Raw genomic sequence first — 21,672 nt, forward strand, 5'->3', positions numbered from 1 at the left:
GAACAATTAACAATAATTGCGTTCTTTCACGAAGAAGCTCGCCCCGAAATTTTCATGGCTACCCCTTCATCAAGGTCCTCGCAAAAACCAGAGATAATCACCCCAGATTCATCATCCTGGTGCTTCAGACCAATGATTCTGTCTACGGTCTCACCGAATGCGTTCAGGCTGGCCTCTTTAATGAACTCAATTTTTCCAGCCTCACTGATAAAAAAGTCCATTCTCGCTTTCAGCTGAATTTCGTTGCGACCTTCCACTCCTTGGTCAACGTGCAGACGGTTAGCCAGCTGAAGGATATTAGGAGGACAACCTGGCAGCCGCCTCACCTTTGCTAGGGCCCGCAACTTTCCATGAGAGCCTCTGATCCCGAATACTTGATATTGCCTTGCACCCATGGCCTTGATGGCGCACTGGTACTTGTAAGCCGTGCTCGATGATGAAGTGCCATCACCACCCCCTGACAGGGCGAAAGAAAGATAGTTGAATATATAAGTCGCGGCGCTTGCCGCGCAGGCATCATCTTTAGGCAATCCGATACGAATTATTTTCTCTTTATTCTTCTGAAAATATGAACCAGGCCTGCCCCTATATAAACGCTCCATAGTCTTCTCGACCACTTCAGCGATCTTAGGTTCATGAAAAACGAGGATGTGCCAGTGCGGGCAACCGTCCTCATGCACTTCTGTAACCCTGAACCCATAATAACTATCAGAGGGCTTGAATCCTTGCTCTTTTAACGCACCTCTGATTGCCTTCCAGTCTTTCCCAATAAAACCATTAGCATCACGAGGACTTAGGCCAGGATTATAGCTATTTTTTCCAATTGCCGGATTCGAGTGATATTGACTTGGAGCAGTAAGAGTAAGAAACATCCAGCACCACCCCCTGCTTTCAGCAATTTTTTCCATGGCCTTAATATCCAAATACAGCTCATTAATCCTATTGGCTTGCTGGGCCCGGGCCACCTCTAATAGTGAAAACACTATAGGATTGTTATGCTCAAGGGTACTGCTGACAGCTTTATAAGCCCGGCTCAAGTACGCATCTGTTTTAGCTTTTCTTGCTTTCATTATCGCCAGAGTGGCGGCGCTACAGCATTGCTCGCTAGCTGCTCGACCCAGCTGACGCCTGGTCTGCGCCAGATGCTCTCTTCTTTGATCTGCAATCCGATTTATCTGTCGGCGCCACCATCTGGCGTCACTGATCCTGCCGATTAGGCCACTGTGGGTTGAGCGCTTCGTGATGCGCAACGAAATATTAAATGCATGAGTTGAACGTAAATGAACAACCTGGTCAGAATGGCTAGCAACTTTGAGGTATTGCTCATGACTAGAGGCGATAACTCGAGCCAATTCTGTCAGGCCAACTTCATCATATGCAGCGATTTGATCGAGAGGCGACTCAAGACTTGGAAGGATCGAGAATAGTATGTCATCGTCCCAACCCTCGAATTGGCCATATTCACATTCGGTATCGAAATAAAAACCAATTTGCGGCCTAGTTGGAAAAAGATCTTCAAAAACATCACTGGGAGTAAGAATTCCGGCCAATGTAGGGGTGGAAAAGTTCCTCACGCTTGGACACCGGCATCGAGACGCGCGTCCACCCAAGTCTGGACGTCCTCAGAACACCAGCCCACTGCACGAACGCCAAGAGACTTTGACTTTGGAAATTTCCCTTCTCGCATCAGTTGGTAGATAGCCGAACGCTTGTAGCCGGTGGCATTGATAACTTCTGGCAAACGCATAACACGACGATTCACAGTCATACTCCAGGCTTCTTGCGACGCAAAGATGAATGACCGTGAACATTAGAGATAAATTGACAACGTAAAAGCCCTGGCCGTATCGAAAATACCCATTACCGTTACGCTTTGGGGGGTTTCCTTGGCCGTCCTCCTGCCGTGGCGTAACCTGGAGCTTCTGATTTTATCCATTCTTTGAGACGTTCATGCGACCCAGGTAAATAATCAGTCAAACCCATCTCCACCAAGTACCTATAAACTAAATCAGCCATGGTGCTACTGCGAAGCAACTGGTGGGTATCATGAGCCCAAAATTTACGAGCTGTTTCTTTCGCAAAATTCATGACGACGTCTTTCTTTTCATTTTGACTGAAAAGTGGGGCCATTCTTTTTAGCTCAGACTCCATTCGATGGCTCGCAACATACATAGCGACGTCCCACATCGAGTTCAATAGAGTTTGGGCACCAATGGCGATCCCCCGCCGGCATTCAGGATTTTCGTCAGCAACCTCCTCAAGTTTAGCTATCCCTTCAATGAACCCTCCCAACGCCGTCACCCTTAATTCCTCATCTTCGACCAGAAGACAGATCGTTTCGGCTATGTCTTTCATCCTTGGAAAACCAAGTGGATCAGCTGACCCGCCAACTTCCATTGCAATTTCGTCGTGAAGATTGAGAATTGCCTTACCAATGGCTTTATAAGTTGGAGTACCCGAGCCTTTCATGTACCACTTCCTATTACAGAGACTTTAGCGACAACCATATTGGTAGCGAAACTCGCCCACTCACTCATCAGAATGCGGCGCTTATCAAAAAAGTCGGTTCGAGAGTAAGCACTCTCTGTTTGATCGCGCTCATCGTGCGCCAAGGCCATCTCGCATACTTCTCGCGAAAAATCTGTGCACTCAGCGGCCCAATCCCTAAAAGTGCTTCGGAAACCATGCCTGGTAATCTCAACATGCCCCAGACCATGTAGTAGATTCCTAATAGCATTTGCGTGCATCGCACCGCTAGCGCCTCGTCCAGGAAAAAGAAAACCTGATGTAGCCCCTGCTCTTAAATCTTTCAAAAAACCTACAACTTCATCTGCAAGAGGAATCTTGAAAGCCACTTTCATTTTCATTCTTTCGGCAGTCAACGACCAAACTTTCGACTCTAAATCAAACTCATCCCAAGTAGCCAAACGTACCATTTGGCTTCTTGCCCCGGTTAGAATAAGTAAGCGAGCTGCATATGCATCACGCGATTTAATCTCGGAAAGTTTACACATCAAAGCGGGCACTTGACTCCAGCTCATCGCAGAGTGATGCTCCCGCTTCCTTGCCTTTTTTTTCTCTTTATTGTCGAGCAGGTTAATGAGATGTCCCCGCCACCTTGCTGGGTTCTCTCCTTGCCGCCAGCCCAGGGCTTTAGCAGCATCGAGCACATTTTCGATCTGGCCACGCACTTCATCTGCTGTACGCGTTTTAGTAGACCAAATAGGAGTAAGAATTTTAAGCACAGTACCGGTATCTACAGCTGCAACTGGTAGATCTCCTACGATGGGAAATGCATATAGTTCAAGCTTCCGCCACCACCCCAGATACCACTTTTCAGACCAAGCCCCACCATGCATTTCTCGATAACGCCGCGCTGCACTCGTGAACGTAACCGCCCGCGCCTGCTCGGCGCTAATGGCTTTTCTGCGAGACTCCTCTTCGTATGCTCGCGCTTCTAGTGGGTCAACTCCCTGGGCAAGATGCCGACGGGGGGCGTCAATTGCCTCCCTGGCTTGAGCTAGGGAAACAGCTGGATACGGGCCGATGCCCATATACCTAGATTTCCCTTCCACCTTGTAGCGGAAAATCCAGCTCACTCCGCCCGTTTTACTAATTTGGAGATAAAGCCCCCTCCCGTCGTTGGTCATTCCGGGCACTGCCAGTTTCGCTAAGCTCTTGACGCCTGCTGCTGTCAATTTTGACATCACATCACACCCACACCCTGACCCACACTAAATCGCTGCATTCACTCGAATCTCAACGACCGTTAATGGACGGATACTACCGTCAAACTCCGGTAAATCAAGGGTATAGCGGATCTTATCGGATTGGAATGGACGCGATAGAAGCCGGCCACAAGCCGGCTTTTTAATGCCTGCAGAAATGTCGGCTGCAGGTTCGACAGGCTGGTGAGCAGATGGTTATCAGTCGCTGATCGGGTTGCCCGTCGTCAGTCTCGGTCGGCGCGCGGGCTGGCAGAGAGCACCAAGCTGCTCTTGAGGAACGCCTCGCGCACTTGATGCATCTGCAAGTGTGTTTTCCCCGTCGCATAATCCAGCCCGGCGAGCCCCATTTCCAACGCCAGCTCGGGATGCCGGGTAACATGTCGAATGCGCTCTGCCAGGCTGGACGGGTTTCCGGTTTCAAACGTCAACGCGTTGTGCTCGCTCGTGATGTCCAGCACCCCGCAGGTGTCGGAACCGATGACGGGAACGCCCTGGCTGAACGCGTCAAAAATGATGCGGGGCTGTTCCTGCTTCAATGTCGGCACCAACAGCCAGTCATGCTGGGCAATGATGCTGAAAAAGTCTTTGCCATAATCAACCGCGTTCAGAAACCTCACCTGGACGCTGCCACGCTTTTCAGCGGCAAAGCGCAGGCAGTGCGCTTTCAAATCACCCTCTCCCATCAGGGTGACACTGATATCAACGCCTTCGACTTCCAGTTGCTCAATGGCTTCAAGCACTACCAGAACACCTTTATCCAGCACGAGACGTGACGGGTAAAGCAAGTGGACTGCACGGCCACGCCTGGCTTCGAATCGTTTTCTGACGGTTTCGGGGGCCACCATGAACTTTTTATCGAGCCAGCTGGCCGGGTTGATCAACGAGCGGCTGTTGGTGCGCCCTAGAAAATAGTCCTTGTAGAAGGACTGGGTAAATATTCTGGCATTCGCCAGCTTCACACAGCGCTTCAACAATACGGTGTGTACATGGTGTTCGATGATTGCCCTGAGGGTTCGCGCCTGCCCCTGAGCCAGCATCCAGAACGAAGACTCAATGACAATCACCCATTGAAAGCGCAAGAACGGCTTGAGCGGCAACACATAGAAGGACAAGGGGAATGCCCAACCGGCCCCGTCCGAATGAACGATCCTGGCGCGCTTGCAGGCGATGAAAACGGTGATGAAATTCGGAATGAAATTCTTCAGGACTGACGCAAGCCCATAGTCTTTGCGCAACCCGTAAATCCGTTTTATATCCAGATGACTGATGCTTTGCAGCCCGTCAATGTTGCCGTCGCGCTCTACAGGGCAGCACATGCTGAAGTGCTTTATGTAGCCCAGATGCAGCGCTATGTCTTTGACCCACAGGGGGTCTGTGAACACATTGCCTTGCTCGTCTACTACAACAGGAATTCGGGTGAACAGGATGTATGGGTCTTCAATCATATTCCCCTCGCAGGGATGCCAGGACACTCTCGATTTCATTGTCTACATGGGGCTTACTCCTCAATACCAGCCGTCCATCTCAACAACGCTCCAGCGTCCTTGCAGACCTCCTGCCTACACAGCAAGCGCTCCGTTGGGCATTAACTCTAGTGCGCGTTTGCCGATTGCACACGCCAAGCGGCAAAAATTTGTCATGACGCCATGCGGTTGATACAAGCCTTTGTTTTCATTATTAAATCTCCTGAAAACACTCAACCGCCTGGAGCCAGGTCTGTTCAGAGGCGGCTGTCAGAAGTCATACCGCGCTCCAACCATCATGCTGCGTGATGGCCCATAAAAGTTGAATGTCGACGTCGACCCCACACGCGACAGGTAGTCCCGGTCGAACAGATTGTTGACGTTGAAGGTGGCCGTCAGCTTCGGGGTAACCGGGTACGACAACATCGCATCCACCGTGGCATAGCCCGGTGCATCGATGCGCACGCCGCCATTCTCGGAATAGAAGTTGCTCATTGCCGATACACCGCCGCCAATGGCCAGGCCGTTCAGCGGGCCTTGGCTGATGGTGTACTTGCTCCACAGCGACGCCTGGTTGCGCGGCATGATGAAGAACGTGGTTTCGGCATCACCCTTGAGGGTTTCGGTTTCCATCCAGGTGTAGCCGGCCAGCAGTTCCCAGTTCGGCGTGAGCTTGCCGCTCACTTCCACTTCGGCACCCTTGACGCGGGTTTTGCCGGAGGCCACCGAGAAGTTGGTGTCTACGCCATCCTCGTCATATTCGGTGGTGGCGCGGTTCTTGTCGGTCAGGCGGAACACCGAGAAGCGGGTGTTGAGATCGCCGCCGAAGTAGCTGCTTTTGAGGCCGAATTCGTACTGCTCGCCCTCACGCGGCTTCAGCACCCGGCCGTTGCTGTCGGTGTCGGACTGCGGCTTGAACACCTGCGAGTAGCTGGCGTACAACGCGTGGTTCTCGGTCAGGTCGTAGACCAGGCCGCCATACGGGGTGAAGTGGCCATCCACACGCTTGCTGTCGTTGGTGGTAGCACCGCTGCTCAGGGTGGTGGTGTAGAAATCACCGCGATACCAGCTGAACCGGCCACCGGCGATCAGCGCCAGGCGCTCGATCGGGCGGAAGGTGACTTTGGAATACAGGCCGTATTCCTCTTCCTGCATGACGGTCTCGGTGCTGTAGTTGGGCGACGGTTTGGCGAACTGCTTCGGCGAGTAGGTGTTGACGTTGATGGCGCCCAGGTTGGTGGTGCCGTTCAGGTACTCGGTGTCGTAGTTCTTGTAGTCGGTGCCGACCACGAATTCGCTGACCTGGCCAAGCGCTTCGAACGGCTGGCTGTAGCTGGCGTCCAGCGAGTAGGTGTCCTGGGTAAAGTCGCGGGCACTGGCGCGCTCGGAGTTGGCACCGGTAGTGGCGTTGGTTGCGGTGAAGGCATACAGGTAATTGGTGTCGCGGTGCGAACCACGGGCGGCGACACGGCCATAACCGCCGTTGTCGAAGCGGTGGGTCAGTTCGGCGACCAGGTCGGTGGTCTTGCCGTCGAAGTAGTTCCAGTCCGCACCCAGGAAACGCGAGTGGCTGAAGTCGGGTACGTCGCCAGACAAGGTTGCCGGGTAGCCGTTGTGCGGGGTGATGTTCTTCACTTCGTGCATCAGGCCGAACGACAGCGTGGTGGCGTCATCCAGGTCGACATCCAGCGCACCGTAGTAGCTGTTGCTGGTGTTGGCGTTGTAATCGACTTCGCCATTGGTGTCGTCACGGGATGCGATGAAACGCCCGCGCACGCGGCCGGCGTCATCCAGCGGCCCGCTCAGGTCGATTTCTTCGTGGTTGGTGTCCCAGGTGCCGTAGCTGCCTTCGACGTGACCCTGGAACTCGGCGGTAGGGCGCTTGCGCACCATGTTGACGATGCCACCCAGTTCACTGGTGCTGCTGAACAGCCCGGCCGGGCCGCGCATGATTTCGACACGGTCGAACGCCGCCAGCGACGGCACGGTGCCGAAAATGCTGGCCATGGGGGCCGGCAGGCCATCGATGTTGAACTCGCTGTACTCGTAGCCACGGGCGTAGATCGACGAACGGCCACTGTCATTGGTCAGGGTGCGCAGGCCGGCAGTGTATTTGGCCAGGTCATCCAGGTGCACGAACTGGCGGTCCTTGACGTAGTCCTGGGTGTAAACGGTGATCGATTGCGGGATGTCCTTCAGCGCCGCAGGCGTCTTGGTGCCCACGGTCGCGGCATCGACACTGTAGCCACCGGTCGCTTCCGAGGGCAGCATGTCGTACAGGCGATTACCTTCGATGGTCAATGCCGGCAGGTCGAGTGAGCTGTCTTCGGCTGCCGCCTGGGTCGCTACCGTTTCGGCCAGTGCCGACAACGAAAACGGCGCCAGCAACCCCAGCACCAGCAAGCCCCGTACCCGTCGCGGGCTCCCCACACGTTTGAAACCGGTCATGACACACCCTTCGCCCAAATGATATTAATTCGCAAACGACATAAGTTGCTTTTTGCGAACGATACCGGAGGAAAAACCGGGGTGCAGCATCATTAACCTTCTTAACACATCAAGGCGTTGCCCTCTGGCCACGCGCAATGGGATGATTCGTAACTGATACAAGTTCTCATTCAAGGCTCGCCGTGCCCACCTCACTCCTCCTTGCCGAAGACGACGCAAGCCTGCGTCAGGACCTGGAACACCATTTCCTCAACCGAGGCTTTCAGGTTCACGCTTGCGCCAGCGGCACACAGGCCCTGAATGCCATACGGCAATCGCAGTTCGAGCTGGTACTGCTGGACATCATGCTGCCAGGCATGGACGGCCTTAGTCTGCTCGACGAGCTGCGCCGGCAACAGGCAGTGCCGGTCATGCTGATGTCGGCGCTGGGGGCCGAACAGGACCGCATCAGCGGCTTTACCCGGGGTGCGGACGACTACCTGCCCAAGCCCTTCAGCCTGGCGGAGCTGGACGCACGGGTCGATGCCTTGCTGCGGCGCGTGGCCTTCGATCGCGGCACGGCACTGCGGGCCGACGTCGGCGAAGTGATGCTGGACCACGACCGCCAGGACGTTATCCACAACGGCAGTGCCGCGGGCCTTACCGCGTCCGAGTTCCGCTTGCTGGTAACGCTGCGGGCGCATCCCGGCGAAGCCTTGAGCAAGCCATTCCTCTACCAGACCGTGCTGCACCGGGCCTATACCCGCCTGGACCGCGGCCTGGATGTGCACGTGTGCAACCTGCGTCGCAAACTGGCCGACATCAACGCCCAGCACCTGCAGATCCAGGCTGTGCGCGGTCAGGGGTACATCCTGGTCGACGCGGAGCAGCCCTGATGCGTCGCCACCCGTTGTTGTGGAAACTGGCCCTGCTGCAGGTCAGCTTCTGCCTGTTGCTGGTCTGGCTGATCTGGACATGGGGCCTGTCGGTGGAGCGCAGCACCTATTTCCTGTCCCAGGCCGACCAGGCCTACCTGGCGCGCTATGCGCAACAAGCTGAAGACGCCTGGGAGCAGGGCGGTGCAGTGGGCGTCGAGACCTGGCGCAGGCAACTGGAACAAGCCGAGGACACCTGGGTGGCCGTTATCGGGCCGCACTTGCAAAGCCTTGGCACCACGCCGCTGAGCGCCGAGCAGGCCAGCCACCTGACCTTCATGCGCAAACTCGATTGGCCAATGAGCCGACGCCTGCAAGATGAACTGCCATATGTCAGCATCGAATTCCCGCAACACCCCGAGCACGGCCGCCTGGTGCTGCAACTGCCCGAACGCCTGCTGCCCACCGGCCTGACACCCTGGACCCATGTGGTCACCCACGGCGTTGCCCCTGCGCTGCTCGCGCTGCTGCTGGGCCTGGCGCTGTACCGGCATTTGGTGGTGCCGCTCAACCGCCTGCGCGACCGCGCCGACGCCCTGCGAGCCGATGATCTGGACAGCCCCGCCCTGCCCTTGCAGGAGCGCCGCGATGAACTGGGTGAACTGGCACAAGCCTTTGAACACATGGCCGGGCGCCTGCGCCAGAGCCTGGAGCAACAGCGCCTGCTGCTGCGTACGCTGTCCCACGAATTGCGCACCCCGCTTGCGCGGCTGCGCATTGCCCATGACAGCGATTTGCCGCCGCCGCAGTTGCGCGAGCGCCTGGACCGCGAAGTGGCCGACATGCAGAAGCTGCTGGAAGACACGCTGGACCTGGCCTGGCTGGACACCGAGCAGCCCAGCTTGCCGACCGAGCCGGTCTTGATGGTTTCCGTCTGGGAAGCCCTGTGCCAGGACGTCTGCTTCGAAAGCGGCTGGGATCCTGCACGCCTGCCATGCTCGCTGGGAACCGACTGCCTGGTACAGGCTCACCTGGACAGCCTGGCCCAAGCCCTGGAAAACCTGCTGCGCAATGCCATTCGCCACTCACCGGCCGAGGGCCGGGTCAGCCTGGATGGCTGGCGTGAAGGCGAGGTATGGCACCTGCGCCTGAGCGACCAGGGGGCCGGGGTACCGCACGCCGATCTCGAACGCATCTTCAAGCCTTACCAGCGCCTGGCCGGCAGCGGCGCTGGCTTCGGCCTTGGCCTGGCCATCGCTCGCCGCGCCATCGAACTGCAAGGTGGCCGGTTGTGGGCCAGCAATGGCCACCCTGGCCTGTGCCTGCATTTGACCCTGACCGCCGCCCGGCACTGTTTAGAAAGTTAATGCGCTTTACGCTCAATCAGGACTGATTATCATCTGGGCGCTACAGCCTTGCGCCCCTCGCAAAGCCCTGACGAGACGCCTGATGAGCAAGATGACCCTGACACTGGCTTTGGCACTGGCCCTCGCTGCGCCTGTTGCCCTGGCGCAGCCCGAGCGAAACCAGAAGATGGACACCTCGCTGCTGCAGCGCCAGGACCTGGCCTACCGCTTCACCCAACTCGACCTGGACTCGGCCGACGGCCAGCGCCATTACCGCTTGTGGGTCGGCCAGCCAAACCGCCCGGCGCCAGCATCGGGGTACCCGGTGCTATGGATGCTTGATGGCAATGCCGCGATCGGCGCGCTGGACAGCCAGCAACTGGACAAGCTCGCCGCCGGCCAGGCGCCCTTGCTGGTGGCCGTGGGGTACCAGACCGAACAACGGATCGAGCGGACCGGGCGTACCTATGACTACACCCCGGCATTACCTGGGCAGGCGGAGCAACGTGACCCACTGACCGGTGAACCGAGCGGTGGCGTGGACGCGTTTCTTGACCTGCTGACCGAACGCATGCGGCCGATGGTGGCCGGGCTGGCCCCCATCGACGTGCAACGGCAGACGCTATGGGGCCATTCCTACGGTGGGTTGGCTGTGCTGCATGCGCTGTTCACCCGGCCCGGGGCATTCAGTGACTATGCGGCGGCAAGCCCTTCGCTGTGGTGGCATGACGGCGCAATCGTGAGCGAAGCGCAGGGGCTTGAGCAGCGCTTGGGAAGCAGCCGACCGCGGTTGTTGCTGATGCGTGGCGGTGAAGAGCCGGCGAACCCGCGCATGCCGGTGCAAGGGGATGTGGAGCGGCCGGCGCGTGAGCTGGTGGCAGACCTGGCCAGGGTGCCAGGGTTGCAGGTGCGGTTCGAGCGGTTTGCCGGCTTGGGGCATGGGCCGATGTTGCCGGCTTCGTTGAAGCGGGTGATTGAAGGGATGTCGCGGTAAGCCTGTGCGGGCCTCTTCGCGGGCATGCCCGCTCCCACGGGTACGGTGCAAGTCTTGAACGCTGTGGTGGTCCTGTGGGAGCGGGCGCGCCCGCGAAGGGGCCGGGACGGGCAGCGCACCTGCTAGCCCATGACACAGCACGATTGCGCCAAAGGTCGTAGGGCCACGGCTTGCCAGTGGGGTAGCCCTGTGCGTTATGCTTGGCCGGTCTTCAGGGCGGGGTGAAAGTCCCCACCGGCGGTAAATCGAAAGATGAGCCCGCGAGCGCCCCGGCCATGCCGGGGGTCAGCAGATCTGGTGCGACTCCAGAGCCGACGGTCATAGTCCGGATGAAAGAAGGCGTCAGGCAGGGGCCATTCGGGCGCCCCTGCGCGCGCATTTTGTTCGCCCCGAGACGTTCATCGATCATTCACGAGGAGCGTTTCATGTCCACCCTTCAACACCCGCAATACCCCAATGTTTCCGCTGCCATTGCCGCCTTCAAGGCCGGGCGCCCTGTGCTGCTGCTCGACGATGACGACCGCGAGGACGAAGCAGACATCATTGCCGCCGCCGAGAACATCACGCTGCAGACCATGGCCATGATGATTCGCGATTGCAGCGGCATCGTCTGCCTGTGCCTGGACGAAGCCACCGTCGACGCGTTGCAGCTGGCGCCCATGGTGCAGAACAACCAGGCCCGCCACGGTACCGGCTTCACCGTCACCATCGAGGCGGCCGAAGGTATCACCACCGGCGTTTGCGCCCAGGACCGCATCACCACCATTGGCGCGGCATTGCGCTCCAGCGCTGACCAGCGCCATATCGTCAGCCCGGGGCATGTGTTCCCGCTGCGCGCCCGCAATGGCGGGGTACTGACCCGCCGTGGGCACACCGAAGGCTCGGTGGACCTCGCCCGCCTGGCAGGCCTGCGACCGGCTGCGGTGCTGTGCGAGCTGATGAACCCCGATGGCAGCATGGCCCGTGGCGAGCAGGTAGCGGTGTATGCGCGGCAGTACAATTTGCCGGTGCTGACCATCGAAGAGCTGGCGCGGTACCGTGAGGCGATGCTGGAGCTGCAAGCAGAGCCTGCCTGATAGATCACCTCTGGGCCATTCGCGGGCTTGCCCGCTCCCACGGGTACATCACCACCTTCAAGACCTATGGTGTACATGTGGGAGCGGGCGAGCCCGCGAAAGGGCCCTTCAAACCCATCTCAATGCCCCTGAAGTTTGCTCCCCCCGCCCCGCTCTGCTAGTGTCGCGCCGTTCTGAATGCCACCGAGACAGTCGCCATGGCCCGCAAAAAAGCCTCCCTCGATTTCGAGCAATCCCTCGCAGACCTGCAAGCACTGGTCGAGCGCCTGGAGAACGGCGAGTTGTCGCTGGAAGAGTCGCTGGCCGCCTTCGAGCAAGGCATCGCCCTGACCCGCGATTGCCAGGGTGCCCTGGCCCAGGCCGAACAGAAGGTGCAAATCCTGCTGGAGCGTGATGGTGAGCTGGCTGCACAGCCCTTCGACGCGGAGCCGGAAGCATGATCGGCACCTACCAGGCCAATTGCCAGGCGCGGGTCGACGCTGCCCTCGAACCGCTGTTCGTCGCCCCGTCCAAAGAGCTGGAACGCCTTTACGCCGCCATGCGCTACAGCGTGATGAACGGCGGCAAGCGTGTACGCCCATTGCTGGCCTATGCGGCCTGCGAAGCCTTGGGTGCCCCAGCCGAACACGCCAACGGCGCGGCCTGCGCGGTCGAATTGATCCACGCGTATTCGCTGGTGCATGACGACCTGCCGGCCATGGACGACGACGACTTGCGTCGCGGCCAGCCGACTACCCACAAAGCGTTCGATGAGGCCTGCGCCATTCTTGCTGGCGACGGCCTGCAAAGCCTGGCGTTCAGCGCCCTGCTCGACCCACGCCTGAGCCCGCAGGCCGACAGCCTTCGCCTGGCCATGGTCCAGGCCTTGGCGACGGCTGCCGGCCCCGCAGGCATGGTCGGCGGCCAGGCCATCGACCTCGGCTCGGTGGGGCTGAAGCTGGACCAGCAGGCACTGGAATTCATGCACCGGCACAAAACCGGCGCGCTGATCGAAGCCAGCGTACGTCTTGGTGCCCTGGCCAGTGCCCGTGCCGAGCAGGCGCAGCTGGATGCCTTGCAGGGGTATGCACAGGCCATCGGCCTGGCATTCCAGGTGCAGGACGACATCCTCGACGTGGAAAGCGACACCGCTACCCTGGGCAAACGCCAGGGTGCTGACATAGCTCGTGACAAACCCACCTACCCGGCACTGCTGGGGCTGGAAGCGGCCAAGGCCTATGCCAGCGAACTGCGCGACCAGGCGCTGGTCGCACTGGAAGGGTTCGGAGAAAAGGCCGAGCCGCTGCGGGCGCTGGCGCGTTACATCGTCGAACGCCGCAACTGATTTGATTGGGGCCGCTGTGCGGCCCTTCGCAGGCATGCCCGCTCCCACAAGGACCTCACCGCTCTCGAGCCCTGTACCTGTGGGAGCGGGCGTGCCCGCGAAGGGCTGCGCCGCAGCCCCAATGCGACACCCGTCTGAATGGGCAGTATTTCCTACAATGGGGTAAACTGCCGCGTCTTCACACACCTATAACGACTCGCCTGATGCCCACGACGTTTCAAGAGATCCCCCGCGAACGCCCGGTCACGCCGTTGCTCGACCGCGCTGACACGCCCGCTGGCCTGCGCCGGCTGGCCGAAGCCGACCTGGAGACCCTGGCCGACGAACTGCGCCAGGAACTGCTCTACACCGTGGGTCAGACCGGTGGGCATTTTGGTGCCGGCCTGGGCGTAATCGAGCTGACCATCGCCCTGCACTACGTGTTCGACACCCCGGACGACCGACTGGTGTGGGACGTGGGCCACCAGGCCTACCCGCACAAGATCCTCACCGGGCGTCGTAACCGTATGCTCAGCCTGCGCCAGAAAGACGGCATCGCCGCCTTCCCGCGCCGCAGCGAGAGCGAGTACGACACCTTTGGCGTCGGCCACTCCAGCACCTCGATCAGTGCCGCGCTGGGCATGGCCATTGCCGCCCGCCTGCAAAACAGCGCTCGCAAGTCGATCGCGGTGATCGGTGATGGCGCGCTGACTGCCGGCATGGCCTTCGAGGCGTTGAACCACGCCCAGGAAGTCAACGCCGACATGCTGGTGATCCTCAACGACAACGACATGTCGATTTCGCGTAATGTCGGCGGCCTGTCCAACTACCTGGCCAAGATCCTCTCCAGCCGCACCTACGCGAGCATGCGCGAAGGCAGCAAGAAAGTGCTGTCGCGCCTGCCGGGCGCCTGGGAAATCGCCCGCCGCACCGAAGAGTACGCCAAGGGCATGCTGGTGCCGGGTACGCTGTTCGAAGAACTGGGTTGGAACTACATCGGCCCGATCGACGGCCACGACCTGCCGACCATGATCGCCACCCTGCGCAACATGCGCGACCTGAAAGGCCCGCAGTTCCTGCACGTGGTGACCAAGAAAGGCAAGGGCTTCGCCCCGGCCGAGGTCGACCCGATCGGCTACCACGCCATCACCAAGCTGGAGCCGGCCGACAAGCCTGCTGCGCCGAAGAAAGTCAGCGGGCCGAAGTATTCCGCGGTGTTCGGCCAGTGGCTATGCGACATGGCCGCCGCCGACAACCGCCTGGTGGGTATTACCCCGGCGATGAAGGAAGGTTCGGACCTGGTCGACTTCAGCGAGCGCTACCCGGAGCGTTACTTCGACGTGGCCATTGCCGAGCAGCATGCCGTGACCCTGGCGGCCGGCATGGCCTGCGAGGGCAGCAAGCCGGTGGTGGCGATCTACTCCACGTTCCTGCAACGCGCCTATGACCAGCTGATCCACGATGTGGCGGTACAGAACCTCGACGTGCTGTTCGCCATCGACCGTGCCGGCCTGGTCGGCGAAGACGGCCCGACCCACGCGGGCAGCTACGATCTGTCGTACCTGCGCTGCATCCCGGGCATGCTGGTCATGACCCCAAGCGACGAGAACGAGCTGCGCAAGATGCTCAGCACCGGTCACCTCTACAACGGCCCGGCAGCCGTGCGCTACCCGCGTGGCACCGGCCCGAATGCGCCGATCAGCGGCGATCTGGAGCCGCTTGAAATCGGCAAGGGCGTGGTTCGCCGCCAAGGCGAGAAAGTGGCCCTGCTCGTGTTTGGCGTGCAACTGGCCGAGGCCATGCAGGTTGCCGAGCAGATCAACGCCACGGTGGTAGACATGCGCTTTGTCAAACCGCTGGACGAGGCACTGGTGCTGGAACTGGCGGGTAGCCACGAGCTGCTGGTGACCATCGAAGAAAACGCCATCATGGGTGGCGCAGGCGCTGCGGTGGGTGAGTACCTTGCCAGCGAGGGCGTGGTCAAACCGTTGCTGCACCTGGGCTTGCCCGACATCTATGTCGAGCATGCCAAGCCTGCGCAGATGCTGGCTGAGTGCGGGCTGGATGCAGCCGGGATCGAGGCCTCGGTGAAGGCCCGCATGGCCAGGCTCGGCCTGTAAATTTTTGGGGCCGCTTTGCGGCCCATCGCGACACAAGGCCGCTCCCACAGAGACCGCGCCGCTCTCCCGGCCTGTGCAATACCTGTGGGAGCGGCCTTGTGTCGCGATCGAGGGCGCAGCCCTCGCAAAATGGTACTACTGATGAAATCCCCAGCCTTTGCCACCCTGCTCTGCCTCCCACTGCCGCTGTTGGCCACTGAGCGTGACGACGCCCTCAAGCTCCCCGACGTACTGATCAGCGCCAGCCGCCAGGTCGAGTCGCGCTCTGCCACCAGCGCCGCCAACACTGTCTTCACCCGCACCGACATCGACCGCCTGCAACCCACCAGCGTCACCGACCTGCTCAGCCGCGTACCTGGCGTGCAAGTGGCGCCTACCGGTGGCCGTGGTAGCCTGCCCGGCATCTTCATCCGTGGCACCAAGGCCGCACAAAGCTTGGTGCTGGTCGATGGTGTACGCATTGCCAACGCCACGTCCGGCGACAGCGGCCTGCAGTTTCTCGACGTGGACCAGATCGAACGGGTCGAAGTACTGCGCGGCTCGCGCTCGGCGGTGTATGGCAGCGACGCCATTGGCGGGGTGATCCAGATCTTCACCCGCCGCAGCAGCGGCCCCGGCCTGCAGCCGCGGCTGCGCCTGGCGGCGGGCAGCAACCAGACGTTCCAGCGCAGCCTTGGGCTTTCAGGAGGTAATGGCGAAACCCGGTTCAACCTTGGCGCCAGCCTGGATGAAACCGCCGGCATCGACTCGACCGGGCCGTCCTTCGCCAGCGATGGCGACCACGATGCCTACCGCAACAAGTCGCTGAACCTGAGCCTGAGCCATACCTTCGGTGAACGCTTCGAGGCAGGGCTGAACCTGCTCGACAGCCGTGGCCGCAGCGAGTACGACAACCCGTTCGGTGGCTTCGACCCGGTCACCTTCGAAAGCTTCGGGCAAAAGCCCTACACCGATTTCAGCGTCAGCAGCCTGGGCAGCTACTTCGATGCCCAGCTCACCGACACCTGGCATTCGCGACTGGAACTGGCCCACAGCGAGAACCGCGACGACAAGCGCGACAAGCTCAGCGCCGAACGCTTCGTGTTCAATACCTACCGTGATCAGGTCACCTGGCAGAACGACCTGGCTTTGGGCGAAAGGCACAGCCTGCTGCTGGGGGGCGACTGGTACGAAGACCGTGTGCACGCCAGCACCGACTTCACCGAAGACAGCCGCTGGAACCGCGCTGTATTCGTCCAGCATCGTTACCAAGGCGAGCAGTTTTCTACCGAAGTGGGCGTGCGCCAGGACCGTAACCAGCAATTCGGCGGCCAGACCACCTGGAGCGGCAGCCTGACCGTACCGTTGAACGCGCAGAACGATGTGCTGCTGTCCTACAGCGAAGGCTTCCGGGCGCCGACCTTCAATGACCTGTATTACCCCCAGTTCAGCAACCCGGACCTGGACCCCGAGCACTCCAGAAGCTACGAGCTGCAATGGCGTAGCCAGCTGACGGCGGACAGCCGCCTGGAAACCTCGTTGTACCGCACCGACCTGCGCGATGCGATCGTGTTTGGCCAGGACTCGATACCTCGCAACGTCGCCTCGGCGCGTATCAACGGCTTCGAAATGGCCTTGGCGCAACAATGGGGCGCATGGCGCAGCCAGCTGGGTCTGGCAATGATCGACCCTCGTGACCGTGACAGCGGCCACACCCTCGCCCGCCGTGCCCGCCGCACATTGAGCCTGGACCTGGACCGTGAACTGGGGCGTTTCACCGTGGGGGCAAGCTGGCAAGCGGTCAGCGGCAGCTATGACGATGAGGCCAACCGCAACCGCATCGGCGGCTATGGCCTGCTCGGATTGCGCGGTAGCTGGGCAGCCACCGATGAAGTGAAACTGGAAGCGAAGCTGGATAACCTGCTGGACCACACTCAGAGCCGCGCCCTTTACAGCTACGAGGGTGACTACCACCCCTACCGAGAGGAAGGCCGCACGCTGTTGTTCAGCGTTACCTGGACGCCGGCGCTTTAGCCGCGAGCAACGCGCACAAGCGGGCGGTGGCCTCGATCATCTGCCCGCTGGGCCGCTCAAGGCCTTTGTCGGGCACCACCAGCAAGCGACCATCGACAACCGCTCGCAGTTGCGGCCAGGCCTTCCAGCTCGCCAACTGCGCTTGATCGCCAGCCAGGATGACCTGCGGGTTGCGAAGCAACACCGACTCCACATTCACTTGCGGCGCCGGTTGGCTGAGGTCGGCGAACACATTGCGCGCCCCGCATACGGCCAAGGCATCGCTCACCACCTGCCGGCCGCCCAGGGTGTACAACGGCTGGTCCCACACCTGATAGAACACCTGCAAGGGCTCGTCACGCCGGTACTGCTCACGCAACTGCCGCAGCCGTGCCCGCAGGCCCTGGGCGTACTGATGGCCTTGTTCGGCACGGCCGATACGCTCGGCGATGGCTTCGATCTGCGCGATCAACTGGTCGATGTCATGGGGTTCTGCACTGAACGTGGCGATGCCCAGGCGCTTGAGCTGGTCGCGCTGGGCAGGTGGCACGCTGCCCGGCCAGAGCAGCAGCAAGTCGGGGCGCAGACTGAGCAGGCGCTCCATGTTCAGTTGCCCCTGATGCCCGACCGAGGGCAGGTCGCGCAGCGCTGCCGGCCGCTCGCCACCGTCGAGCACGCCCACCAGCAGGTCGTCGGCCTGCAGTTCGAGCATGATTTCAGTCATCGAGGGCGCCAGGCTGACCACCCGCAGGGGGTCAGCGGCCAACACGGTGCAGGCGAACAGCGCCAGCAGGCCTGGCAGCAGGCGCATCAGCCGAGCTGGCGCGGAATGCGATAGAGGTACAGCACCACCACGGTAGACAGTGCCAGCAGGATTTGCGGCACCGCCTCAAGGCCGACCAGCACCGACAGTGCAGCGACCCAGGCCGGGAAGCAGGCGTATAGCATGGCCATGCGCCGTACCCGTGCCAGCTCGATCCAGGCGGCGGGCTCTTCAGCGCTGCCCAACACCTTGGAGGTAGCGATCAACGCCCGCTTGTAGGCACCGAAACGCGGCAGGCTGAGGAACATGGTCGCCGCGCCAGCGATGAACAGAGGCATGGCCAGCACCGGGATCAGCGTGTCACCACCCCCAAAAGCCCAGGCCATAACCGGCAACGGTACAAGGCCTACCGCCAGGTATTGCCACCAGGCCAGTGCCAGGCGCCGCTTGACCTCGGCGCGGGTCACGCCTGCGGCGCCTCGCCCTGGTGTTCGTTGCCGAGCATGTGGCCCAGTTTGCCGGCCTTGGTCGCCAGGTAGTAGCGGTTGTGCGGGTTGTGACCGGTATGCAGCGGCACACGTTCGGCAACCACGATGTTCATATCGGTCAGGGCTTTGACCTTGCGCGGGTTGTTGGTCATCAGGCGCAGCGATTTCACACCCAGGTGCTCCAGCATCGGCAGGCACATGGCGTAGTCACGCTGGTCGGCAGCAAAGCCCAGGCGTTCATTGGCTTCGACAGTATCGGCACCACCATCCTGCAGCTCGTAGGCGCGGATTTTGTTCAACAGGCCAATGCCGCGGCCTTCCTGACGCAGGTAAAGCAATACGCCACGGCCTTCACGGGCAATGGCCTGCAATGCGGCTTCCAGCTGCGAACCGCAGTCGCAGCGCTGGCTGAACAGGGCATCGCCGGTCAGGCACTCGGAGTGCAGGCGCCCCAGCACCGGCTGGCCGTCCGCGATGTCACCCAGGCTGAGCACTACGTGCTCACGGCCAGTGGCTTCGTCGAGGAAGCCATGCATGGTGAAGGTCGCAAAGGGAGTCGGGAGTTTAGAGGCGGCAACAAAGACGACGGGCACGTTGTGCTCCTGGAATAAGTTGAAAATTTCTCGTGGGCCGATTGTATCAGCAGGTTGCGCCATGTGGGCTGGCTGAATACCGTGGGTTAAGATCGAAAAGTTCGATGCTTAGCAGAGAGCATTGCTCGCTCTGAGCCCTGCACAGATCCCTGTGGGAGCGGGCGCGCCCGCGAATACCGGCGTAGCCGGTGCCATCCATCGCGGTGGATTCTTCGCGGGCACGCCCGCTCCCACAAAGCCCCCGTCTAGTCATGAAACGCATTACTTAATGGGGTTTGCTGTCCGCCGTGAACGGATACGGCTGCTTCCAATGCTCGAAAATCGGCTTCAGCTCGCCACTGCGCACCAGTTCGGCCATGCGTTTGTCGAACAGGTCGCTCAGGGCTTTGGCCTCGGCGTTACGGGTAAAGGCCAGGTACAACGGCAACTCGGCCACATGCGTACGGCGGAAGCGCTCAGGCTGGGTGCTCTGGCCGAGCACGTAGTCGACCTCGGTCAGCGCATCGATATAGAAGTCCACCCGGTCATGCTCAAGCATCGGCAATATGCCCTCGCGCCGCTGGACTTCCCGGAAGTCATGCACATTCGGCAGGTAGCTGCCGTAGTCGTAGCCGCGTACCCAGGCCAGGCGATACTTGCCCACATTCTCCGGGGTGGGCACTGGCTTGCTGGCCAGCCCCAAGGCGTAGATATGGTCCATGTCGAAGTGCCAACGCGGGTACAGGTTGTCTTCGTTCTCGTCCTTGTACGAGCCCACCCAGGCATCCGCCTCGCCCCGTTTTACCAAACCGACTGCCCGGCTGTAGGGCGCACTCTGGGTCACCACCTTGACCCCGGCCGGTTCGAACACCTTGCGCAGTACGTCCCAGGCCACCCCGGTACCGTCGGCGTTGGTATAGTCGAGCCATTCTTCACTGACCAGGTGTATCTGCTTCGGCACACCGTCAGCAGCTGCCACCCATGGCGCAACGCTCAACAGCATTGCCAGCAGCACAGTCCTTATGGCCATTCACGCGCTCCTTGTTCAGGCAACCGCCCACACCAGAACCTGCATGCCCAGCCAGGCAAATACGCCGGCCAGGATATCGTCGAGCATGATGCCGACGCCCCCGTGCACATGGCGGTCGATCCAGCGGATCGGCCACGGTTTGAGGATGTCGAAGAAGCGGAACATCAGGAACCCCGCCAGCAACCACTGCCAGCCTTCCGGCACCAGCCAGAGGGTGATCCACATGCCGACAATCTCGTCCCAGACAATGCCTTCATGATCGTGTACGCGCAAGTCATTGGCGACTTTGCCACACAGCCAGAAGCCAAACAGCATGCTGACGCCGAGCAACAGCCAGTAACCCCAGTCGGGCAGCATCTGCCACAACGGGATGAACGGTATCGCTACCAGCGAGCCCCAGGTACCCGGGGCCTTGGGCAAGGTGCCGGAACCGAAGCCGAACGCGATGAAGTGCCACGGGTTGCGCCAGACCGAAGGCGGAACGAACTCCGCAGGCACCTGATTGGGGTGATCGGTCACGGTGTCTCCCTAAAGTGTTGATAGCCCCGCTGAACGGGGGTGATGTCCTGGCCCTGCGCGTCGCGCAAGGTCACGCCCTGCCCTTCGAGCACACGGCCGATGGTATGCACCTCGATGAAACCAAGGTCAGCCAACGGCGCAAGCGCCTCAGGCGCCAGTGTGAAGGCCAGTACGTAATCGTCGCCGCCAGCAAGGGCGGCCTGCACCGCTGCTTCACGCCCAAGGAACGCCTCTACAGCAGGAGACACTGGCACCTGGGCCAGGTTCACCTCCAGCGCCACGCCGGACGCCTTGGCGATATGCCCGCAATCAGCGAGCAGGCCATCGGAGATATCCAGCGCCGCCGTGGCCCGGCCACGCAGCAGCGCGCCAAGGGTGAGCTGCGGCATTGGCGACCAGTAATGGGCCAGCAGCGGTTCGGCCTGCCCGGCAGGCGCCTCGCGTTCGCCCAAAACCAGCGGCAGCGCGCCGGCCGCCTTGCCAAGTACACCACCGACGCACAACAAGTCGCCCGGCCGAGCACCACTACGGCGCAACGCCTGGCCTGCTGGCACGCGGCCGAACACGGTAATGGTGATACTCAGCGGGCCCCGGGTGGTGTCCCCCCCGATCAGGCTCATGCGGCAACGGTGGGCCATGCGGCTGAGGCCATCGGCATAGGCCGCCAGCCAGTCGGGGCCAACGTCAGGCAGGGTCAGGGCGAGGGTGAAGCCGATCGCGGTCGCGCCCATGGCGGCCAGGTCACTGGCGGCCACGGCCAACGAACGCTGGCCAAGCAGCAGCGGGTCGCAAACAGTGGGAAAATGCACCCCGGCCACCAGGGTGTCGGTCGACACCGCCAGTTGCTCACCGGGAGGCAGCTGCAACAGGGCGCAGTCGTCGCCGATCCCCAGGGCCACGCCCTCGCCGCCCTGCGCACAGGGCGCGGCGGCGAAGTAATGGTTGATCAGCTCGAACTCACCCATGGGCAGCTAGC

The 21,672-nt window shown here is 60.9% G+C and carries 20 protein-coding genes and 1 riboswitch; of the genes, 8 read left to right on the forward strand and 12 right to left on the reverse strand.

What is annotated here, in order from left to right:
* Nucleotides 1–26 precede the first annotated feature (26 nt).
* From ACFY9W_RS13565 to ACFY9W_RS13590, 6 genes are all read right to left on the reverse strand, one after another.
* Complete coding sequence (locus tag ACFY9W_RS13565) at nucleotides 27–1,574, reverse strand: replication endonuclease (protein ID WP_391130975.1); 1,548 nt, start codon at nucleotides 1,572–1,574, stop codon at nucleotides 27–29.
* Nucleotides 1,571–1,768: an AlpA family phage regulatory protein gene (locus ACFY9W_RS13570; RefSeq protein ID WP_391130978.1), complete on the reverse strand. Its 198-nt coding sequence runs from the start codon at nucleotides 1,766–1,768 to the stop codon at nucleotides 1,571–1,573. Before ACFY9W_RS13570 ends, ACFY9W_RS13565 begins: the two co-directional genes overlap by 4 nt.
* 98 nt (nucleotides 1,769–1,866) lie before the next feature.
* Nucleotides 1,867–2,469 carry a hypothetical protein gene (locus ACFY9W_RS13575; protein ID WP_391130981.1) on the reverse strand — a complete coding sequence of 201 codons (603 nt, stop codon included), beginning with the start codon at nucleotides 2,467–2,469 and terminating at the stop codon, nucleotides 1,867–1,869.
* The gene (locus ACFY9W_RS13580) at nucleotides 2,466–3,707 is read right to left on the reverse strand and encodes an integrase arm-type DNA-binding domain-containing protein (RefSeq protein ID WP_391130984.1); all 1,242 of its coding nucleotides are present in this window, start codon (nucleotides 3,705–3,707) and stop codon (nucleotides 2,466–2,468) included. Before ACFY9W_RS13580 ends, ACFY9W_RS13575 begins: the two co-directional genes overlap by 4 nt.
* 245 nt (nucleotides 3,708–3,952) lie before the next feature.
* Nucleotides 3,953–5,173, reverse strand: a complete 1,221-nt coding sequence (locus tag ACFY9W_RS13585; protein WP_391130987.1) for a glycosyltransferase — start codon at nucleotides 5,171–5,173, stop codon at nucleotides 3,953–3,955.
* A gap of 288 nt (nucleotides 5,174–5,461) precedes the next feature.
* Complete coding sequence (locus ACFY9W_RS13590) at nucleotides 5,462–7,639, reverse strand: TonB-dependent siderophore receptor (RefSeq protein ID WP_391130990.1); 2,178 nt, start codon at nucleotides 7,637–7,639, stop codon at nucleotides 5,462–5,464.
* Between the two features lie 182 nt (nucleotides 7,640–7,821).
* Here ACFY9W_RS13590 and ACFY9W_RS13595 point away from each other — a divergent pair, with 182 nt between their 5' ends.
* The 8 genes from ACFY9W_RS13595 (at nucleotide 7,822) to ACFY9W_RS13630 (ending at nucleotide 17,345) form a co-directional block, all read left to right on the forward strand.
* Entirely contained in the window at nucleotides 7,822–8,514 is a 693-nt protein-coding gene (locus tag ACFY9W_RS13595) for a response regulator (RefSeq protein WP_391130993.1), read from the forward strand.
* Nucleotides 8,514–9,860, forward strand: a complete 1,347-nt coding sequence (locus ACFY9W_RS13600) for a histidine kinase sensor domain-containing protein (RefSeq protein WP_391130995.1) — start codon at nucleotides 8,514–8,516, stop codon at nucleotides 9,858–9,860. The genes ACFY9W_RS13595 and ACFY9W_RS13600 overlap by 1 nt, the downstream gene beginning before the upstream one ends.
* Nucleotides 9,861–9,942: 82 nt before the next feature.
* Entirely contained in the window at nucleotides 9,943–10,833 is an 891-nt protein-coding gene (locus ACFY9W_RS13605) for an alpha/beta hydrolase-fold protein (protein ID WP_391130998.1), read from the forward strand.
* Between the two features lie 203 nt (nucleotides 10,834–11,036).
* Nucleotides 11,037–11,178, forward strand: a riboswitch (FMN riboswitch).
* A gap of 80 nt (nucleotides 11,179–11,258) precedes the next feature.
* Nucleotides 11,259–11,909 carry a 3,4-dihydroxy-2-butanone-4-phosphate synthase gene (gene ribB, locus ACFY9W_RS13610; RefSeq protein WP_391131001.1) on the forward strand — a complete coding sequence of 217 codons (651 nt, stop codon included), beginning with the start codon at nucleotides 11,259–11,261 and terminating at the stop codon, nucleotides 11,907–11,909.
* A gap of 197 nt (nucleotides 11,910–12,106) precedes the next feature.
* Nucleotides 12,107–12,349, forward strand: coding sequence for an exodeoxyribonuclease VII small subunit (locus ACFY9W_RS13615; RefSeq protein WP_003255380.1), 243 nt, complete (start codon nucleotides 12,107–12,109; stop codon nucleotides 12,347–12,349).
* Nucleotides 12,346–13,233 carry a (2E,6E)-farnesyl diphosphate synthase gene (gene ispA, locus ACFY9W_RS13620; RefSeq protein WP_391131005.1) on the forward strand — a complete coding sequence of 296 codons (888 nt, stop codon included), beginning with the start codon at nucleotides 12,346–12,348 and terminating at the stop codon, nucleotides 13,231–13,233. The genes ACFY9W_RS13615 and ispA overlap by 4 nt, the downstream gene beginning before the upstream one ends.
* 203 nt (nucleotides 13,234–13,436) lie before the next feature.
* On the forward strand, nucleotides 13,437–15,332 hold the full coding sequence (dxs, locus tag ACFY9W_RS13625) for a 1-deoxy-D-xylulose-5-phosphate synthase (protein WP_391131007.1): 1,896 nt from the start codon (nucleotides 13,437–13,439) through the stop codon (nucleotides 15,330–15,332).
* 141 nt (nucleotides 15,333–15,473) lie between these two features.
* Entirely contained in the window at nucleotides 15,474–17,345 is a 1,872-nt protein-coding gene (locus tag ACFY9W_RS13630; protein ID WP_391131010.1) for a TonB-dependent receptor domain-containing protein, read from the forward strand.
* On the opposite strand, the gene ACFY9W_RS13635 is transcribed toward ACFY9W_RS13630, so the two are convergent.
* The 6 genes from ACFY9W_RS13635 to thiL all read right to left on the reverse strand — a co-directional run bounded on the left by ACFY9W_RS13635 (nucleotide 17,323) and on the right by thiL (nucleotide 21,661).
* The gene (locus tag ACFY9W_RS13635) at nucleotides 17,323–18,135 is read right to left on the reverse strand and encodes a helical backbone metal receptor (RefSeq protein ID WP_391131012.1); all 813 of its coding nucleotides are present in this window, start codon (nucleotides 18,133–18,135) and stop codon (nucleotides 17,323–17,325) included. The two genes, ACFY9W_RS13630 and ACFY9W_RS13635, sit on opposite strands and share 23 nt — an antisense overlap.
* Entirely contained in the window at nucleotides 18,135–18,554 is a 420-nt protein-coding gene (locus ACFY9W_RS13640; RefSeq protein WP_391131015.1) for an MFS transporter, read from the reverse strand. Before ACFY9W_RS13640 ends, ACFY9W_RS13635 begins: the two co-directional genes overlap by 1 nt.
* Nucleotides 18,551–19,168 carry a GTP cyclohydrolase II gene (gene ribA, locus ACFY9W_RS13645; RefSeq protein ID WP_012270291.1) on the reverse strand — a complete coding sequence of 206 codons (618 nt, stop codon included), beginning with the start codon at nucleotides 19,166–19,168 and terminating at the stop codon, nucleotides 18,551–18,553. The genes ACFY9W_RS13640 and ribA overlap by 4 nt, the downstream gene beginning before the upstream one ends.
* A gap of 265 nt (nucleotides 19,169–19,433) precedes the next feature.
* Nucleotides 19,434–20,177 carry a substrate-binding periplasmic protein gene (locus ACFY9W_RS13650; RefSeq protein WP_391131019.1) on the reverse strand — a complete coding sequence of 248 codons (744 nt, stop codon included), beginning with the start codon at nucleotides 20,175–20,177 and terminating at the stop codon, nucleotides 19,434–19,436.
* A gap of 15 nt (nucleotides 20,178–20,192) precedes the next feature.
* Nucleotides 20,193–20,696, reverse strand: a complete 504-nt coding sequence (locus tag ACFY9W_RS13655) for a phosphatidylglycerophosphatase A (RefSeq protein ID WP_003255391.1) — start codon at nucleotides 20,694–20,696, stop codon at nucleotides 20,193–20,195.
* Nucleotides 20,693–21,661: a thiamine-phosphate kinase gene (thiL, locus tag ACFY9W_RS13660; protein ID WP_391131022.1), complete on the reverse strand. Its 969-nt coding sequence runs from the start codon at nucleotides 21,659–21,661 to the stop codon at nucleotides 20,693–20,695. The genes ACFY9W_RS13655 and thiL overlap by 4 nt, the downstream gene beginning before the upstream one ends.
* Between the last annotated feature and the right edge of the window lie 11 nt (nucleotides 21,662–21,672).

Source organism: Pseudomonas sp. NPDC008258 (assembly GCF_042956345.1).
Taxonomy (GTDB): domain Bacteria; phylum Pseudomonadota; class Gammaproteobacteria; order Pseudomonadales; family Pseudomonadaceae; genus Aquipseudomonas.

Bases quoted from the DNA above. Each gene is read 5' to 3' on its own strand.
- ACFY9W_RS13570 (WP_391130978.1), bottom strand. From the start codon at position 1,768: ATGACTGTGAATCGTCGTGTTATGCGTTTGCCAGAAGTTATCAATGCC.
- ACFY9W_RS13575 (WP_391130981.1), bottom strand. From the start codon at position 2,469: ATGAAAGGCTCGGGTACTCCAACTTATAAAGCCATTGGTAAGGCAATT.
- ACFY9W_RS13580 (WP_391130984.1), bottom strand. From the start codon at position 3,707: ATGTCAAAATTGACAGCAGCAGGCGTCAAGAGCTTAGCGAAACTGGCA.
- ACFY9W_RS13585 (WP_391130987.1), bottom strand. From the start codon at position 5,173: ATGATTGAAGACCCATACATCCTGTTCACCCGAATTCCTGTTGTAGTA.
- ACFY9W_RS13590 (WP_391130990.1), bottom strand. From the start codon at position 7,639: ATGACCGGTTTCAAACGTGTGGGGAGCCCGCGACGGGTACGGGGCTTG.
- ACFY9W_RS13600 (WP_391130995.1), top strand. From the start codon at position 8,514: ATGCGTCGCCACCCGTTGTTGTGGAAACTGGCCCTGCTGCAGGTCAGC.
- ACFY9W_RS13605 (WP_391130998.1), top strand. From the start codon at position 9,943: ATGAGCAAGATGACCCTGACACTGGCTTTGGCACTGGCCCTCGCTGCG.
- ribB (WP_391131001.1), top strand. From the start codon at position 11,259: ATGTCCACCCTTCAACACCCGCAATACCCCAATGTTTCCGCTGCCATT.
- ACFY9W_RS13615 (WP_003255380.1), top strand. From the start codon at position 12,107: ATGGCCCGCAAAAAAGCCTCCCTCGATTTCGAGCAATCCCTCGCAGAC.
- ispA (WP_391131005.1), top strand. From the start codon at position 12,346: ATGATCGGCACCTACCAGGCCAATTGCCAGGCGCGGGTCGACGCTGCC.
- dxs (WP_391131007.1), top strand. From the start codon at position 13,437: ATGCCCACGACGTTTCAAGAGATCCCCCGCGAACGCCCGGTCACGCCG.
- ACFY9W_RS13630 (WP_391131010.1), top strand. From the start codon at position 15,474: ATGAAATCCCCAGCCTTTGCCACCCTGCTCTGCCTCCCACTGCCGCTG.
- ACFY9W_RS13635 (WP_391131012.1), bottom strand. From the start codon at position 18,135: ATGCGCCTGCTGCCAGGCCTGCTGGCGCTGTTCGCCTGCACCGTGTTG.
- ACFY9W_RS13650 (WP_391131019.1), bottom strand. From the start codon at position 20,177: ATGGCCATAAGGACTGTGCTGCTGGCAATGCTGTTGAGCGTTGCGCCA.
- thiL (WP_391131022.1), bottom strand. From the start codon at position 21,661: ATGGGTGAGTTCGAGCTGATCAACCATTACTTCGCCGCCGCGCCCTGT.